Raw genomic sequence first — 15,996 nt, forward strand, 5'->3', positions numbered from 1 at the left:
AAGGGAGGCCCTACTTGTCCCAGGCCGTGGTCGGCGCAAGCCCCCGGCTCGTCCGCTCCTCGTTCAGCAGCTCCTCGATGAGCGGGGACTTCGCCGCCGTGTAGGCGCGGCCGTCGTCGGTCCTGGCGAGCTCCAACTTGAGCTCCTGGTACCGGCGCCGAGCGGACGCGTGGTGCAGCAGCTTGTCCCGGAAGAGCCGCTGGTCGCAGTGCTCCCACGCGTCTGAGCCGAACACGTGGAGGATGTGGGTGCGACGGACTCCCTCCGAGCGGACGTACACGGCATGCGTCTTCGGTCCCGCAGCGTTCGGCTCGTACCCGAGCCCGGCCAGGAGTGGTCCGAGGTCGAACGGGTCGATGGTTGCCGTCGCTCTCGCGGCGAGGTCGATGATCGGCTTGGCGACGAGACCGGGGACGGCGGTGCTCCCGATGTGCTCGATCGCGTCGACGCGTTCGAGGAGGACGTCCGAGAGCTGTGTCGCCTCGTGTCGGAACGCCGCCGCCCACTCCGTCCGGTGCGGGCTCAGCTCGATCATCGGATCGAGCGTACCCCGCGGTCGGTCCCCGGGCGAGGGCCGCTCCCGAGCCCATCCCGGGTCCCTGGGCCCACCCCGGTCCCTGAGCCCACCCCGGTCCCTGAGCCTGTCGAAGGGCTGGGTGACGCCCCGACTCAGTCCGTGGTCGGCGGCGGGGCGGTCGACTCGCGCATGATGAGCGTGGTCGCGAGGTCGGTGATGGTCGGGACCTCGGTGCCCCCGAGGTGCGCGAAGAGGGTCTGCACGGCGTAGGAGCCGGAGGCGATGTGCGGGCTGCGGATCGAGGTGAGTGCCGGTGTCGTGAAGTCCGAACCGAAGATGTCGTCGAAGCCGATGAGGCTCAGCTGGGCGGGCATCTCGACACCACGTGAGCGCAGCTCCAGCATGATGCCGATGGCCAGGAGGTCGTTGTAGGCGAGGACCGCGGTGGCACCCGTCTCGAGCACGGCCGTAGCCGCCGCCCTGCCCGCCGCCATGTCGGGCTGCGTCGACGGCACCCGCACCGTCTCGATGCCGCGTTCGGCGCACAGCTCCCGCGTCCGGCTCCACCGATGCCGCGACATCCAGGACCGACCGGGGCCGGAGACGAACGCGAGGCGGCGGTGCCCGAGGGCTGCGAGATGGTCGATCGCCTCGGTGAGGCCGGGGTCGATGTCGGCGACGATGCTGTCGACGTCGTCGACCTGACGGTTGATCACCACCACCGGCTTCTCCTGGCCCAGCGCGCGGACGTCGTCGGGCAGGAGCCTCGAGGTCGCGAGGATGAGACCGTCGACCGACGGCATGAGCCGCCTGGCGGTCAGCAGCTCCATCTCCGCCGACTCCTTGAACTCCGCGAGCACGAGCGTGTAGTTGCGCTCGGCGGTCTCGCGCTCCGCGCCGCGGACGACGTCGAAGAACATCGGGTTCGTGATGTCGGCGACGATGAGGCCGAGCGTGCCGGTGCGCCCGGTGGGGAGCGCCCTGGCGGCGGGGTTCGCCACGTAGTTGAGCTGCTTGGCCGCGTCGTGGATCTTCTGCGCCGTCTTCTCGTTGATGCGGCCGGGGCGGCTCAGCGCCCGCGACACGGTCGACGGGTTGACGCCGGCGAGCTGCGCGATGTCGTAGATCGTCGCAGCACGCTTCGTCTTCGGGACCCCGGCCGTGGGTTCGGGCGTCCCGGGCTCGGGAGCGACCATCTCGGCGGATGCGTCAGAGGTGCTCATGGGGCTCGCTCCTCTCGATCGCCGCCCTCGGCGACCTGAGCCATCGTACTGCCGCGGCTCCGGCGTATCGGCTCAGGTCGGCCGGTTCAGCGGGTCGCGACATCGAGTGCGTGGCTGGCCCATTCGTACGACAGGCGGTGCGACTCGTAGACGCTCTCGACGCTCGGGAAGTCGACCTCGATCATGTAGTCGCCGTCGTAGTCCGCGGGCATCGCCGCGACGATCGCGTCGAAGTCGAGCACACCGAGCCCGGGTTCCGCCCACAGCCGCTTCGTCTGGGAGGTCTCGTGGTAGCTCAACGCGCCGTCCGATGCGCCGTCGAGGTGATCGGCGTAGACGTCCTTGATGTGGATGCCGCCGACGCGGTCGCGGTAGTCGGTGATCATCGCGACCGGGTCCGCCCCCGCCCAGCGGAGGTGTCCGGTGTCGGGCCCGAACCCGATGAGACCCGGTCCGAGGGTGTCGAGCAGACTGCGGATCTCGTGCTCGGTCTCGAAGACACCACCGACGTGCGAATGGTGCAGGGGGCGGATCCCCTCGGCGAGCAGGACCTCGCAGGTCCGGCCGGCGTTCTCGATGGCCAGGTCGAGACGCTCCTGGGAGAAGTCGGCGCCGATGGCCGGCGTCGCCATGCGCGCCGGGACCGCCATCGAGGAGATCATCGTGCGGTCGAGTCCGAGGGAGGCCTGCGCCGCCCCGAACGCCTTCGCCGCCTCGAGGACCTCGGCAAGGTCGATCGTCTCGTCGAACGCGCTGCTGAACAGGCTGAGCGATGGTGCGAGGCCGTAGCCGCCGATCCACGTGCGGTACTCGTCCGCGGTCATGCCCTCGGGGATGTCGGCCTTCACCGCGGTGAACCCGATGCGCTGGAAGTCGGCGAAGGCTTCCTCGAACACCTCGCGGGTCTTGCCGCGGGCACTCCAGTACGGGATGGGGTTCGCGGCCACCCGGTTCGTCCGCTGCGCGCTCATCGGGCCACCGCCGCAACGGCGTCGAGCCGGACCGGCTGGCCCGTGCGTGCGGATTCGTAGAGACCCGTGATGATCGAGATCGCCTGACGGTTCTCGGCCAGCGTCACGCGGAGCGGTTCCTCCCCGCGGATCGCGGCGAGCACGTTCCGGTACTGGTGCAGGTGCGCGTCCGACATCTGTCCGGCGACGCTCGAGCCCGCCTGCGTCTCGTCGGCGAACTGCGCCGCCTGGTTCGTGTCCTTGCCCTGCGATCCGAAGAAGGCCTCGGCGCGTTCGGTCCCCGCGGGGTGGAGTGGAAGTACGTCAGCTGGTCGTTCTCGATGACCGCGGAGCCGCGGTCACCGTGGACCTGCAGCCGCGCGACGAGGCCCGGGTAGACGGCCGTCGAGCCGTGGATGACACCGAGGGCGCCGGATGCGAAGCGGACGACACCGACCGCGACGTCCTCGGTCTCGATGCGCTCGTGGGCGAGGAGCGCGGTGTAGCCGAAGACCTCGACGGGGCGTCCGAGGAGCGCGACCAGCAGGTCGACCGTATGCACGCCCTGGTTCATGAGCGCGCCGCCGCCGTCGAGCGCCCAGGTGCCGCGCCAGTCGCCGGAGTCGTAGTAGCTCTGCCCGCGCCACCAGTCGACCGAGGCGATGCCCGAGGTGATGCGCCCGAGGTCTCCGCGCTCGGCGGCGGCGAGGACGATCTCCGTCGAGGGGTCGAAGCGGTGCTGGGAGATGACCGTCACGACGGTGCCGGCGCGCTCCTGGGCGGCGATGATGTCGTCCGTCCGCGAGACGGTGACGTCGGCCGGCTTCTCGATGATGACGTGCTTGCCGGCCTCCAGTGCCTCGATGGCGAGGTCGGCGTGCAGACCGGTGGGCGTGCAGACGACGACGATGTCGGGGTCGGTCTGCGCCAGCGCCTCCGCGAGGGTCGTGAACGCCCGTCCGCCGCGCTCGGCGACGAGGGCCTCCGCCTTCGCGAGCTCAGGGTCGGCGACGGCGACGAGTTCCAACTCGTCGCGCAGCTGGTCGATGACGATGCCGTGCTGCTTCGAGATGATGCCGGCGCCGGCGATGGCGATGCGGTGCGGTCGGGACATGCGGGGGTTCGCTCCAGTTCTGTGCGTGGGGTGGGTCGGTGTCCGTGCCGGCTCAGGCGAGCTGGCGGAGGTGCGCGAGGGCGGCTTCGAGCTCCGGTTCGAAGTCCTCGAAGAGGCACTCGACGGTGATGGGGCCGTCGTAGCCGCCGTCACGCAGGGCCGTGATGAACTCGGTGAGCGGCCAGTCGCCCTGGCCGGGTGGCCGTCGTCCGGCGTCGGCGATGTGGGCGTGTCCGATGCGGTCGCCGAGGGCCTGGACGACGGCGAGCGGCTCCTCCTCCAGCATGATGTGGAAGAGGTCGGCGACGACGGGCACGCGGTCGATCCCGAACTCGTCGAGGAAGGCGACCGTCTCGTCGAGCGAGTTGAGCAGGTTCGTCTCGTCCCGGTTCAGTGGCTCGAGGACGATCTGCAGTCCGTTCCGCTCCGCCGCGTCGCGCGTCTCGACGACGACCTCCGCGAACCGCGCGCGGGCGGCCGCGACGTCCACCCCGGCGGGGATGGTGCGCGCCGTCCCGCTCCCGAACACGATCTTCGCGCCGGGCTCCGAGACCGAACCGATGATCGGCATGACGGCGTCGAGGTACGCCGTGACGCGTTCCGCCGGGAATCCGGGGTCGGCGAGCGACAGGTCGCCGGGGAACAGGATGGCGAACGACCCGCGTCGGACGCTCGCGTCGTAGTCGGGATGGCGCGTCCACCCGGCTCCGTCGGCGACGACGAGGTTGCCGACGATGGTCGGTTCGGCGTAGTCGGCTCCGGACGCGAACGCACCGGGGATGCGTTCGGAGGGGACGATCACGCCGTACCCCGTGAGCGGGTGCCGCTGGGCGGTCGGGTTCGTGTCGGACATGTGGTTCCGTTCCGTCGTCGGTGGGATGGTCATCGCTACTTCAGGCTCCCCGAGATGAGGTCGAGGCGCCAGAACCGCTGCAGGACGAGCACGAAGATCACCACGGGGATGACGGCGACGAGCGCCCCGGCGATGGCGACCGAGTAGAGCACCGGTTCGCTACCGCCACGGTTGAGCATGAGGAACATGGCGACCGTGATGGGCGACAGCTCCGACTTCGACTGCATGATGTACGGCAGCAGGAAGTTGTTCCAGGCGCCGATGAACTGCAAGAGGAACACCGTCACGAGGCCGGGGAACAAGAGCGGCAGGCCGATCGAGACGAAGGTGCGCCCCTCGTTCGACCCGTCCACCCGGGCCGCCTCGAGGAGTTCCTGCGGCACCGAGCCCCGTGCGAACACGTAGGAGAGGTAAATCCCGAACGGGGTGATCGAGATCGGGATGAGCACCGCCCAGTAGGTGTTCGTGAGGTTGAGCTGCGCGAAGAGCATGTACTGCGGGATCGCGAGCGTGATCGTCGGGAGCAGGACGCCCGCGAGCAGTCCGACCATGACGGCCTTCTTGCCCGGGAATCGGTAGAGCGCGAGCGCGTAGCCGGCGGCGGCCGAGACGGCGGTCGACAGGAGAGCGCCGCCGATCGAGTAGATGAAGCTGTTGCCCAACCAGCGCGCGAAGGAGCCGTTCTCGTAGGCGAACAGGTCGGTTATGTTGTCGACGAGGCTCGACCCGAAGGTGAACGCGCTCGTGGAGAACAGCTCGCCGGTGCTCTTGGTGGCGGCGAACACGACCCACACCATCGGGAGCAGGAAGTAGAGGACGGCGATCAGGAGGACGATCGTCGGGAGGATCCCACCGAGCTTGTGGACGAGGCTGACGGATTCCTTCGGCTTGCGGATGCGGCCACGATCGGCGCGGACGACGGTCTCGCGAGCGCGACGGTCCTCCTCCGCGCGTTCCGCGGTGCGTGCGGTGGTGGTCATGCGTTCCTCCGAGCTGCGAGGCGTTGCCCGCCGAGCACCAGGAGCGACAGCAGCACCGTGGCGAGGGCGAGGATGATGGATGCCGCCGACGCCGAGTTGAGGTCGTCGTGGGCGAAGGCGTCCCGGTACACCCGCATCAGTGGGAAGTAGGTCGAGCTGATGGCCGGGGTGAGGCTCGAGAGCATCTGCGGCTCGCTGTACACCTGGAGCGCGCCGATGATCGAGAAGAGCCCGGTGAGGATCGTGGCCGGCACGATGTGGGGCAGCTTGATGTACCAGGCGATGCGCGGTTCGTTGCAGCCGTCGATGCGGGCGGCGTCGATCTGTTCTTTCGGCAACGACTGCAGCGAGGTGTAGAGGATGATCGTGTTGAAGCCGATCCCGCCCCACAGCACGACGTTGATGATCGCCGTCATGACGAGGTCGCCGCGCAGCAACGTCGGGAACTGCAGGCCGAAGGTCTCGGCGAGCTGGTAGATCGGGCTGATCTCGGGCACGTACAGGAAGCCCCACATGAGTGCTGCGATGACGCTCGGCACGCCGTACGGCAGGAAGATCGCCATGCGGCTGAACGCGCGGAGGTGGGCTCTCGGGAGGTCGAGCAGCAGCGCGAACAGCATCGCCGTGAGCATCATGATCGGCACGAGGAAGAGCGCGTACACGGCGAGGTTGCCGAGGCTCGTCCAGAACGTGGGGTCCTGGAGCACCTTCGTGTAGTTGCCGAGGCCGACGAACACCTCTTCGCGCACGCCGTACGCGCTCGCGCCGGCCGCGGTGCCCATGAGGCTGAGCCCGCCGGAGTACACAATCGGGATGACGAACACGAAGACGAACAGGACCACAGCGGGAGCGATGAGCACCCAGGCGAACAGGTGGTGCGGGCGGGTCAGCGAGACGCGCCGTCTGGTGGGGACCGCGGTCGGATCGTCCTCCGTCCGACCGCGGTCCCGCTCGATGGTCGGCGCGGTCATCAGCCGGCCAGGTCCTTCTCCACGATGTCCTGCACCTTCGGGAGCACGTCCGCCCACGGGCTCGTCCCCTCGATGGCGTTGCCGAGCTCGTCGGTGATGGCGGTGAAGGCCACCTGCGTGTTCGGGCCCCACTGCACGGTGACGAGCTTCGACGCCGCTTCCGTGGCGCTCGGCCAGTAGGTGGTGTCCTCGGGCATGAGCTCCGGCGGCGTGCGGTCGATCTCCTGGCCGTGCAGGGCACCGGTGAACTTGTTGACCTCGACGAGCCCCTCGGCGCCCTCATCGGACGCGTTCAGCCAGGTGATGAACTCGAGCGCCTGATCGTAGTGCGGGCTCTCCTTGAGGATGACGTTGGCCGAACCGCCGCGGGCGAAGACCCGCGGATCAGCGGCGTCCCACTGCGGGATCTGCGCGGCCGACCAGAGCCCGACCGTGTCGGGGTACTGGTTGAGCAGCGGACCGGGAGCCCAGGCGCCGGCGATCGTGCCGAGCACCCGGCCACTCGCGGTGGCCTCGATCTGCTCGGGGCTGCCGGTCTGGTAGGTGCTCACGAGATCGTCCTCGACCATGCCCTGCCAGAAGTCCAGGACCTCCTGCGTCTCGGCGCTGTCGATGTCGACGCCCCATTGCTCGTCGGAGTAGTCCCACCACTGGGCGCCGTTCTGCAGGGCGAGTCCCATGAACTGGTCGGCGTCGATCGAGCTGAAGTTGAAGAGGTAGCGGTCACCGTCGAGGGTGCGGACCTGCTCCGCGAGGGCCCGGAAGTCGTCCCAGCTCGCGGCCGGGGTGAGGCCGTACTGCGCGAAGAGGTCGTTCCGGTAGACGAAGAGCGCCGGTCCGAGGTCCTGCGGAACGCCGTAGACGGTGTCGTCGAAGGACACGCTCTCGAGCACCGTGGGGGAGTAGGCCTCCTCGAGGTCCTGCTTCGCGCTGTCGAGTGGGGCGAGGACGCCGGCCGACACGTAGGTCGGCAACTGCGTGTACTCGGCCTGCGCGATGTCGGGGCCGTCACCGGCGCGCACCGCGCTCAGGACGCGGACCGGCATGTCCGCTCCACTCGCGGGTTGCGAGATGTTGACCTGGATGTCGGGGTTTGCCTGGTTCCACACCTCGACGCGCTTGTCGATGTTCGAGCCCCAGGCCCAGAACTCGAGCGTCACCGGGCCGTCGGCCGAGTCGTCGCCACCCGGTCCCGAGCACGCGGTCAGTGCGAGGGCGAGGATTCCCGCGGTCGCGATTCCGATACGAACGCTGTTTGCCACTGCAATCTCCTTTGATAGCGGGGTCTGCTCCTCGCGTCGCTGAAGCGTTTCAGTGGTGCTGGACCACGACGGTTCCGGGCGGAAGCGGGATCAGTCTCGCAGACGGTCGTCGATCTGGCAAGCGATTGCCAGAAGGGTGTGGCAATCGGTTGACAGACCGCGGTCCCCCGGTTTCAATGGAGGCGTGCCAATGACGCTGCAGAACGATCCAGACCGCCTCCTCCCCGCCGACCCGGGGACGCGCGACGTCGCCAGGGCGCTCTACCGCTCGGTCGAGGCCCTGCCGATCATCTCGCCGCACGGGCACGTGGATCCGGCGATCCTCGTCGAGGACACCACGTTCGCGAACGCCACCGAGCTGTTCCTCCGGCACGACCACTACGTCACCCGCCTGCTGCACGCCGCCGGGTTCTCCCTCGCGGACGTCGGCGTGCCCGACCTCGCGGAGCGTGGTGCCGTCGCCGCGCCGCGGGATGCCTGGCGACGCTTCTGCGAGCACTGGCACCTGTACGCCGGCACCGCCTCCGGGTACTGGCTGAGCTCGATCCTCGGTGAGCAGTTCGGTGTCACGGAGCAACCGGACGGAGCGAACGCCGACCGGCTCTTCGACACGATCCAGGACGCGCTCCAAGCGCCGGCGTTCCGTCCGCGTGCGCTGTTCGACCGCTTCCGCATCGAGGTGCTCGCGACCACCGACGACCCGATGGACGACCTCGCCGCGCATGCCGCCCTCGCGGCGGACCCCACCTTCAGCGGGCGCGTCCTGCCGACCTTCCGGCCCGACGCGTACCTCGATCCGGCGAAGGCCGGGTGGGCGGAGCGAGTCGCTTCGCTCGCCGCCTGGAACGGGACGCCGGGGGGCAGCTACCGCGGCTATCTCGAAGGACTCGCCGGGCGCCGTCGCCACTTCATCGAGCACGGCGCGGTGTCGGCCGACCACGGTGTCCCGCAACCACTCACGCTCGAACTCGAGGAGGCGGACGCCGCAGCGCTGTTCGACCGCGCGCTGTCGGGGACCGCCGATGACGCCGACCTCGAGCGGTTCGCCGCGCACATGCTGTTCGAGAGCGCCCGGATGAGCGTCGAGGACGGCCTCGTCATGACGGTGCACCCCGGCGTCCATCGCAACCACCACGCGCCGACGCTCGCCCGCTTCGGGTCGGACACCGGGCACGACCTCCCGGTCCGCACCGACTACGTCCGCCCCCTGCGTCCGCTGCTGGAGCGGTTCGGCACGGCTCCGGGGTTCCACCTCGTCCTCTTCAGCGTCGACGAGACGAGCTACTCGCGGGAGATCGCACCGCTCGCCGGGTTCTACCCGAGTGTCTTCATCGGCGCACCGTGGTGGTTCCTCGACGCACCCGACGCCGTCCTGCGCTTCCGGTCCGCCGTGACGGAGACGGCCGGGTTCTCACGCGGATCGGGCTTCATCGACGACACGCGGGCGTTCCTCTCGATCCCCGCCCGACACGACATGTCCCGGCGCCTCGACGCGTCCTTCCTCGCGCGACTCGTGCGGGAGGGGCGCATCGACGAGGCGACGGCCGAACGCATCATCCTCGACCTCGTCGTCGACCAGCCGCGACGGGTGTTCAAGCTGTGAGCACCGTGACGGACGTGGCCGGTGCCGCCGCAGGGCCGGGGGCGGAGGCGGTCCCGCGTCTGACCCGAGCACGGCTGCCCGAGTTCCCATCGGCGCCGGTCCGGATCGTCCACCTCGGACTCGGCGCCTTCCACCGCGCCCATCAGGCTTGGTACACCCAGCTCGCCGACCCCGATCACGAGTGGGGCATCGCCGCCTTCACCGGCCGGAGTCCGCAGGCCGCAGTCGACCTGGACGCGCAGGACTGCCTCTACACGGTCGTCGAGCGCTCGGCGGACGGCGACTCGGCCACGATCGTCGGTTCGATCGTCGAAGCGAGGGACGGTGTCGACGTGGCACGGCTCCACGACCTCCTCGCCGCCGAGACGACGGCCATCGTCACGCTCACCGTCACCGAGTCTGGGTATCGGCTCGATGCCGAAGGGAGGCCGGACGCGTCGGATCCTGCGGTCGAGCACGACGTCGCTCTGCTGACCGAGGCCTTCGTCGAGCGGGCGGACCTCCGCGCCGCCCGACCGACGACGACGCTCGGCAGGCTGCTCCTCGGCCTCGAAGCCCGTCGTCGCGCCGGGGCCGGTCCGATCGCGATCGTGCCGTGCGACAACATCGCCGACGGCGGTGCGCTCGTCCGTCGCGCGATGCTCGCCCTCGCCGACCGGGTCCGCACGGAGACCGCTCGGTGGATCGCCGACGAGGTCTCGTTCGTCTCGTCCTCGGTCGACCGCATCACCCCGCGTCCCACGCCTGCCGACGAAGCGACGGCCGCGACCCTCACCGGATTCGCCGACGCCGCTCCCGTCGTCACCGAGCCCTTCACCGACTGGGTGCTGAGCGGCGACTTCCCCGCCGGGCGGCCGGCGTGGGAGTCCGCGGGTGCCCGGTTCGTCGACGACCTCGAGCCCTACGAGCAACGCAAACTGCGGCTGCTGAACGGCGCCCACAGCCTCCTTGCCTATGCGGGCCCGCTGCGCGGTCATACGACGGTCGCCGAGGCGGTCGGCGACGAGCAGTGCCGGGCCTGGGTCGAGGAGTACTGGGACGAGACGGAACGCCACCTGCCTGACGACCTCGGGCTGACGGCGTATCGCACCGCACTCCTGGAGCGCTTCGACAACGCGCGCATCGAGCATCGACTGCAGCAGATCGCGCTCGAGGGGTCACCAAACTGCGGGTGCGGATCGTGTCGACCCTCCTCGCGGAACGGGCCGCCGGTCGGCCGGGAACCGGGTCCCTGCGCGTGATCGCCGCGTGGGTGGCGGCCGTGCAGAGCGACGACCGCCCGGGCGATGCGAGCGGTGCCGCCGTCGCAGAGGCGCTCCGATTCCAGGGTCGGGAGCGGACCGCTGCGCTCGTGCGCCTGATCGATCCCCGCCTCCTCGACGCGGAGCCGGATGACGGTTCCATGCTCGTCACCGAGCTGGAGCAGCTGGTCGACGAGCTGACCGGACGCCCACGGAACCCCTGACACCCGCCACTGCAGCCGACCCGCAGTCCGTCGGAACCACCCCGGCCACATCGGCCGCAACGCACGAAGGAGTAGTACCCATGAACATCGACAAGGCCGAGGTCATCGTCACGAGTCCCGACCGGAACTTCGTGACGTTGAAGCTCACGACCGATGACGGCCTGACCGGCCTCGGCGACGCGACGCTGAACGGCCGCGAGCTCGCGGTGGTGGCGTATCTGACCGAGCATGTGGTGCCGCTGCTGCTCGGGCGCGATGCGTCGCGGATCGAGGACACTTGGCAGTTCCTGTACCGCTCGGCGTACTGGCGGCGGGGTCCCGTGACGATGGCGGCGATCGCGGCGGTCGACATGGCGCTGTGGGACATCAAGGGCAAGGCTGCGGGCATGCCGGTGTACCAGCTGCTGGGCGGGGCGTCCCGGACGGGGCTGCTCGCCTACGGGCACGCGTCGGGGAAGACGAACGAGGAGCTGTTCGACAGCGTGCGCGAGCACCAGGCGCAGGGCTACAAGGCCATCCGCATCCAGACGGCGGTGCCGGGGCTGAAGTCGATCTACGGCATCGCGTCGAACGCGACGTTCGAGGGCAACACCGGCGTCCGCTACGACCACGAGCCGGCGCAGCGCGGTGGCCTGCCGAACGAGGAGGACTGGGACACCCGGTCGTACCTGCGTCACCTGCCGACGGTGTTCGAGGCGGTCCGGAACGAGTTCGGTCCGGAGCTGCCGTTGCTGCACGACGGGCACCACCGGATGACGCCGATCCAGGCCGCGAAGCTCGGCAAGAGCCTCGAACCGTACGACCTGTTCTGGTTGGAGGATTGCACGCCGGCGGAGAACCCGGAGGCGTTGCGGCTCGTGCGGCAGCACACGACGACGCCGCTCGCGATCGGGGAGATCTTCAACACGGTGTGGGACTACCAGCAGATCATTCGGGAGCAGCTCATCGACTACGTGCGCAGCGCGGTCACGCACACCGGCGGGATCACCCATCTGAAGAAGGTCCTCGACTACGCGTCGCAGTACCAGATCAAGTCGGGCATGCACGGGCCGACGGACATCTCGCCGGTGGGGATGGCCGCCGCGATGCACCTGGGTTTGGCGATCCACAACTTCGGCATCCAGGAGTACATGAAGCACGGCGAGAAGACCGACGCCGTGTTCCAGCAGTCCTACACCTGGGAGAACGGCATGCTGCACCCGGGAGAAGCACCGGGGCTGGGTGTCGAGTTGGACGTCGACCAGGCGGGGAAGTACCCGTACCAGCGCGCTTACCTGCCTTACAACCGTCTCGCAGACGGCACCGTCCACGACTGGTGATCCCTGCGGCCAGCGCGGTGCGCTGACCCGACCGCGCCCCTGTGGCGTGGGCGCGCCCCTCCGGAGGCCCGCGCTCACGTCGCAGGGGCGCGCTCACCAAACGTGTCGGAGCCAGGTCAGCCTGCGAGGAGGGCGACGCCGATCACGACGATGACGGCCGCGGCGATCCGGCGCACGGGCCGACCCTCGCGGAGCACGAGCGCGCCGAACAGGCTGACGAGGATGACGCTCACCTCGCGCATCGGCGCGACGAGCGCGACCGGTGCCATGGTGATGGCGACGAGCACGAGGATGTACGACATCGGCGAGAGCACCCCGAAGGCGAGTATGCGCGGCCAGTGCGCGCGCAGGACCGCCGGCAGCTCGCGTGCCCGGCGACCGAGCGAACCGGAGAACAGCACGACCTCGACCGCGGTGCAGCCGACCATGAACGCGACGGGCGAGGCGCCCCACGTGCGGACGGCGTGCGCGTCCCAGATCGTGTAGGCCGCGATCGCGACCCCGGTGAGGAGCCCGAAGGCGACCGCGGGGTCGACGCGTCGGCGCGTGGCACGTACGTCGACTGCGACCGGTGCCGGGTCGCTCCCGTGGTCGACGAACCCGATCGCGACGACGCCGACGACGATCGCCGCGACACCGAGGAGGGCGAGCAGTGACGGGCGCTCGCCGAGGACGAGGACGGCGATGATCACGCTGATCGTCGGGCCGGTGCCGCGTGCCGTGGCGTAGACGGTGGAGAGGCGTCCGCTGGCGTAGCCGCGTTGCAGCACGAGCATGTAGACGTAGTGCAGCACGGCGGAGACGACGACGCCGATGGCGAAGCCGGCGAGGTCGTCCGTACCGAGACCGCCGGTGAACGGGACGACGATCGCCCACAGCACGGTGCTCGCCACGGCGCCCCACCAGAGGAAGGGCATGCCGATCCGGCTGACGCCGTGGGCGATGATGTTCCACGCCGCGTGGCAGACTGCGGCGGCGAGGACGATGGTGACGGCGAGCAGAGACACGTGAGACCCTTCCGATCCTCGCGGGCGCGACGATCAGGGTCCTCCGGGCTTTTATCCTGTCAGATGACGGTCGTCGGCTGGCCGCCGACCGTGGCGCCGCTCGGACCAGTCGAGCTGTCGCTCCGGAACCCTAGGCGCTATCGCGCACCACGCTACCAGCCTCCGGCGAGGCGTGTTCGCTCGCCCGAAGATGGGCGAACGAACACTCGGTCGCCCAGAATTGGGCGACCGGACCTGCCTCAGTCGACGATGGCGATGGCGTCGATCTCGACGAGCATCTCCTCGCGGGGAAGACCCGTGAAGACCGTGGTGCGCGAGGGCAGGACGCCACCCTTGACGCGCGAACCGACGAACTCGCCGTAGGCGTCGTTCATGATCGCGAAGTCCTCGCGCTTCGTGAGGTAGACGCGGAGCATCATGACGTCGTCGAAGGTCGCGCCGCCGGCCGCGAGGATCGCCTCGACGTTCTGGAGCGTGCGGGTGGTCTGCGCGGCGACGTCGCCCGGGAACAGGTACTCGTTCGTCGCGGGGTCGACGGGGCCCTGGCCGGAGACCTGGACGAAGTTGCCCTTGCGGACCCCCTGGGAGAAGGTGTGCGCGGGAGCCGGGGCGTCGGTGGTGGAGATGGCGGTGCGTTCGGTCATGGGGGTGTGTCCTTCGGTTGGTGGCCCTTCGACAAGCTCAGGGACCGGTGGAGGTGGTCTCAGGGACCGGGGGAGGTGGTCTCGGGGACCGGTGGAGGTGGTCTCTCGGACCGGATGGTGGGGCTCAGGGACGGGACGGGCGGGAGGTCAGGCGGTGGCGGGGGCCTCGGCGGGCGCCGGCGGTGCGTAGCCGAGTTCGGCGGAGATCGCGGTCGTGGTGGCGAGGAGCTGCGGCAGGAGCGCCCGGACGCCGCTGTGGGGGAGCACCATCGTCGGAACCGAGATCGACACGGCCGCCGTGACCCGGCCGTCGGGCCCGAAGGCCGGCGCGGCCACGCAGTTCATGAAGCTCTCGTGCTCCTCGTGGTCCTCGGCCCATCCGCGTTCGGTCGAACGCTCGATCTCGGCGAGCAGGGCGTCGGCGTCGGTGATGGTCTTGTCGGTGTACCGCTCGAACACGATGCCCGTGACGACGCGTCGACGCTCCGCCTCGTCGAGTCCGCCAAGGAGGACCTTCGCGACGCCGGTCGCGTACAGGGAGGCGGGCAGGCCGACGCGCGAGTACATGCGGAGGGGCTGACGGGACTCGACCTTGTCGATGTAGAAGACGGAGCCGCCCTCGTAGGCGGCGAGGTGCACCGTCTGGCCCGTGGCCGCTCCGAGCGCCCGGATGTGCGGAGCGGCGACGCCGCGGACGTCCTGCTCGTCGAGTGCGGTCTGGGTCAGCTCGAACATCGCCCGCCCGAGGTGGTACCGGAACGACGCGTCGCGCGTGACGAAGCCGTGCTCCTCGAGCGTGTTGAGCAGGCGCAGCACCGTGGTCTTGTGCACGCCGGCCGTCGCCGCGAGCGCGTCGAGGGAGTTGGTGCCCGAGACGATCTCGCGGAGGAGGTCGAGCGCGCGGGACAGCGATTGGCTCATGCGTCGATCATCCCGTGCGCTCCGACGGTCGTCCACGGCAGCGGGTGGTCCGCGGTGATGCGCCACGACGCCCACTCCTCATCGGCCGCCTCGACGATGGTGCTGACGCCCTGCGCGTCGGGTACGAGCTCGGGGCGGTCGCCGTGGCAGATGAGCGTCGACGCCGCGACCGCGTGGCCGAGCCGCGTGCAGGCGGCGTCGGTGCGACCCGAGGCCAGCCCGGCGAGGTAGCCGGCGGCGAACGCGTCGCCCGCACCGACGGTCTCGACGACGTCGACCGACAACGAACGCACTTCGATGCCCGCCTCGGAGCCGCGGTGGAGGGTGGTCGCGGCGTTCTCCTCGTCCTTGAGCACGATGCGCTGCAGGGTCGGCAGCTCGGCGAAGAGGCGGGCGGCGTCCGTGTGGCCGAAGAACAGCTCCGCTTCGTCGACGCCGAGGAACAGGACGGACGCCTGATCGAGCAGGCGGTGCAGCGGGGCGGTCGAGCGACGCTCCCAGAGTCGCGGCCGGAAGTTGAGGTCGACGCTCAGGACGGTGTCTCGGGGAGCGCGTCGCCCAGTCCGCCCACGAGCAGCGCCGTCGAGTCGGAGAGGGCCGGGGTGATGCCGGAGGTGTGCACGATGGCGGAGGCGGTGATGGCCGCCCGGGTCGCCTCGTGCCGCAGGGTGTCGGCGCCGAGCTGCGACGCTGCGGACTCGCTGCGGTAGTAGTGCATCCGCGGCCGACGGTCGCCGTCGGCGCTCACGACCGTCTCCTTGACGTAGAGGCCGGTGGGCCGGTGGTCGTCGCGTTCGACGGCGTCGGTGAGGACGCCGTCGTGCCGGGCCGTCTCGAGGATGTAGTCGCCGAACCCGTCGTCGCCGAGGCGCGAGATCCAATGGGTTGGGACGCCCAGGCGCGCCAGGCTGGAGGCGACGTTGAACTCGGCACCGCCGACGCCCGTCCGGTATTCGCGGGCTTTGGCGACGGGGAGCTGGCCCTCGGGCAGGAGGACGACCATCGCTTCGCCGATCGTGCTCACGGTGGACGGTGACGTCGTCATCACGGTTCCCCTCGCGTCTCGGCCGGGTCCGGTTGACGGCCTGTGGACGCAATGCTAGAACAGACGTAGCGCCGGATGCAATGTACGTTGCAAGATGCGCAACGCCTGATGCTCACGACGTC

General features: G+C 69.9%; 17 protein-coding genes and 1 pseudogene. 4 read left to right on the forward strand and 14 right to left on the reverse strand.

Going from position 1 to position 15,996, the window contains the following annotated elements:
* Positions 1 to 10 precede the first annotated feature (10 nt).
* The 9 genes and pseudogenes from FGL15_RS09480 to FGL15_RS09515 form a co-directional block, all read right to left on the reverse strand.
* A complete protein-coding gene (locus tag FGL15_RS09480) occupies positions 11 to 535 on the reverse strand; it encodes a GrpB family protein (protein ID WP_138945847.1) in 525 nt (174 codons plus the stop codon).
* Positions 536 to 669: 134 nt separating this feature from the next.
* The gene (locus tag FGL15_RS09485) at positions 670 to 1,740 is read right to left on the reverse strand and encodes a LacI family DNA-binding transcriptional regulator (RefSeq protein ID WP_240773888.1); all 1,071 of its coding nucleotides are present in this window, start codon (positions 1,738 to 1,740) and stop codon (positions 670 to 672) included.
* 86 nt (positions 1,741 to 1,826) lie between these two features.
* Complete coding sequence (locus FGL15_RS09490) at positions 1,827 to 2,711, reverse strand: sugar phosphate isomerase/epimerase (protein ID WP_138945848.1); 885 nt, start codon at positions 2,709 to 2,711, stop codon at positions 1,827 to 1,829.
* Positions 2,708 to 2,899, reverse strand: a pseudogene (locus FGL15_RS21495) (Gfo/Idh/MocA family oxidoreductase); the annotation flags it as partial. The pseudogene FGL15_RS21495 and the gene FGL15_RS09490, both read right to left, overlap by 4 nt.
* Positions 2,815 to 3,804, reverse strand: a complete 990-nt coding sequence (locus tag FGL15_RS09495) for a Gfo/Idh/MocA family protein (RefSeq protein ID WP_205858720.1) — start codon at positions 3,802 to 3,804, stop codon at positions 2,815 to 2,817. The pseudogene FGL15_RS21495 and the gene FGL15_RS09495, both read right to left, overlap by 85 nt.
* 52 nt (positions 3,805 to 3,856) lie before the next feature.
* Positions 3,857 to 4,657, reverse strand: coding sequence for a sugar phosphate isomerase/epimerase (locus tag FGL15_RS09500; protein ID WP_168223363.1), 801 nt, complete (start codon positions 4,655 to 4,657; stop codon positions 3,857 to 3,859).
* 35 nt (positions 4,658 to 4,692) lie between these two features.
* Complete coding sequence (locus FGL15_RS09505; protein WP_138945850.1) at positions 4,693 to 5,637, reverse strand: carbohydrate ABC transporter permease; 945 nt, start codon at positions 5,635 to 5,637, stop codon at positions 4,693 to 4,695.
* Positions 5,634 to 6,608, reverse strand: a complete 975-nt coding sequence (locus tag FGL15_RS09510; RefSeq protein ID WP_138945851.1) for a carbohydrate ABC transporter permease — start codon at positions 6,606 to 6,608, stop codon at positions 5,634 to 5,636. The genes FGL15_RS09505 and FGL15_RS09510 overlap by 4 nt, the downstream gene beginning before the upstream one ends.
* Positions 6,608 to 7,870, reverse strand: a complete 1,263-nt coding sequence (locus FGL15_RS09515; RefSeq protein WP_168223364.1) for an ABC transporter substrate-binding protein — start codon at positions 7,868 to 7,870, stop codon at positions 6,608 to 6,610. The genes FGL15_RS09510 and FGL15_RS09515 overlap by 1 nt, the downstream gene beginning before the upstream one ends.
* A gap of 190 nt (positions 7,871 to 8,060) precedes the next feature.
* Between FGL15_RS09515 and uxaC the strand changes: the two genes are divergently transcribed.
* From uxaC to manD, 4 genes are all read left to right on the forward strand, one after another.
* Positions 8,061 to 9,473 (forward strand): glucuronate isomerase, encoded by a 1,413-nt coding sequence (gene uxaC, locus FGL15_RS09520; RefSeq protein ID WP_138945853.1) that lies wholly within the window; start codon positions 8,061 to 8,063, stop codon positions 9,471 to 9,473.
* Positions 9,470 to 10,714: a mannitol dehydrogenase family protein gene (locus tag FGL15_RS09525; protein WP_240773891.1), complete on the forward strand. Its 1,245-nt coding sequence runs from the start codon at positions 9,470 to 9,472 to the stop codon at positions 10,712 to 10,714. The genes uxaC and FGL15_RS09525 overlap by 4 nt, the downstream gene beginning before the upstream one ends.
* Positions 10,711 to 10,938, forward strand: coding sequence for a hypothetical protein (locus tag FGL15_RS20875; protein WP_240773893.1), 228 nt, complete (start codon positions 10,711 to 10,713; stop codon positions 10,936 to 10,938). The genes FGL15_RS09525 and FGL15_RS20875 overlap by 4 nt, the downstream gene beginning before the upstream one ends.
* Before the next feature lie 80 nt (positions 10,939 to 11,018).
* Positions 11,019 to 12,257: a D-mannonate dehydratase ManD gene (gene manD / locus FGL15_RS09530; RefSeq protein ID WP_138945854.1), complete on the forward strand. Its 1,239-nt coding sequence runs from the start codon at positions 11,019 to 11,021 to the stop codon at positions 12,255 to 12,257.
* A gap of 116 nt (positions 12,258 to 12,373) precedes the next feature.
* On the opposite strand, the gene FGL15_RS09535 is transcribed toward manD, so the two are convergent.
* The 5 genes from FGL15_RS09535 to FGL15_RS21240 form a co-directional block, all read right to left on the reverse strand.
* Positions 12,374 to 13,264 (reverse strand): EamA family transporter, encoded by an 891-nt coding sequence (locus FGL15_RS09535; protein WP_138945855.1) that lies wholly within the window; start codon positions 13,262 to 13,264, stop codon positions 12,374 to 12,376.
* A 239-nt stretch (positions 13,265 to 13,503) separates the two neighbouring features.
* Positions 13,504 to 13,908, reverse strand: coding sequence for a RidA family protein (locus tag FGL15_RS09540; protein WP_064293914.1), 405 nt, complete (start codon positions 13,906 to 13,908; stop codon positions 13,504 to 13,506).
* Positions 13,909 to 14,055: 147 nt separating this feature from the next.
* Positions 14,056 to 14,829, reverse strand: coding sequence for an IclR family transcriptional regulator (locus FGL15_RS09545; protein ID WP_138945856.1), 774 nt, complete (start codon positions 14,827 to 14,829; stop codon positions 14,056 to 14,058).
* Entirely contained in the window at positions 14,826 to 15,362 is a 537-nt protein-coding gene (locus FGL15_RS21235) for a PfkB family carbohydrate kinase (RefSeq protein WP_255467838.1), read from the reverse strand. Before FGL15_RS21235 ends, FGL15_RS09545 begins: the two co-directional genes overlap by 4 nt.
* Entirely contained in the window at positions 15,359 to 15,874 is a 516-nt protein-coding gene (locus FGL15_RS21240; protein ID WP_255467740.1) for a PfkB family carbohydrate kinase, read from the reverse strand. Before FGL15_RS21240 ends, FGL15_RS21235 begins: the two co-directional genes overlap by 4 nt.
* Between the last annotated feature and the right edge of the window lie 122 nt (positions 15,875 to 15,996).

This window comes from Plantibacter sp. M259, assembly GCF_006065115.1.
Lineage (GTDB): Bacteria > Actinomycetota > Actinomycetes > Actinomycetales > Microbacteriaceae > Plantibacter > Plantibacter auratus.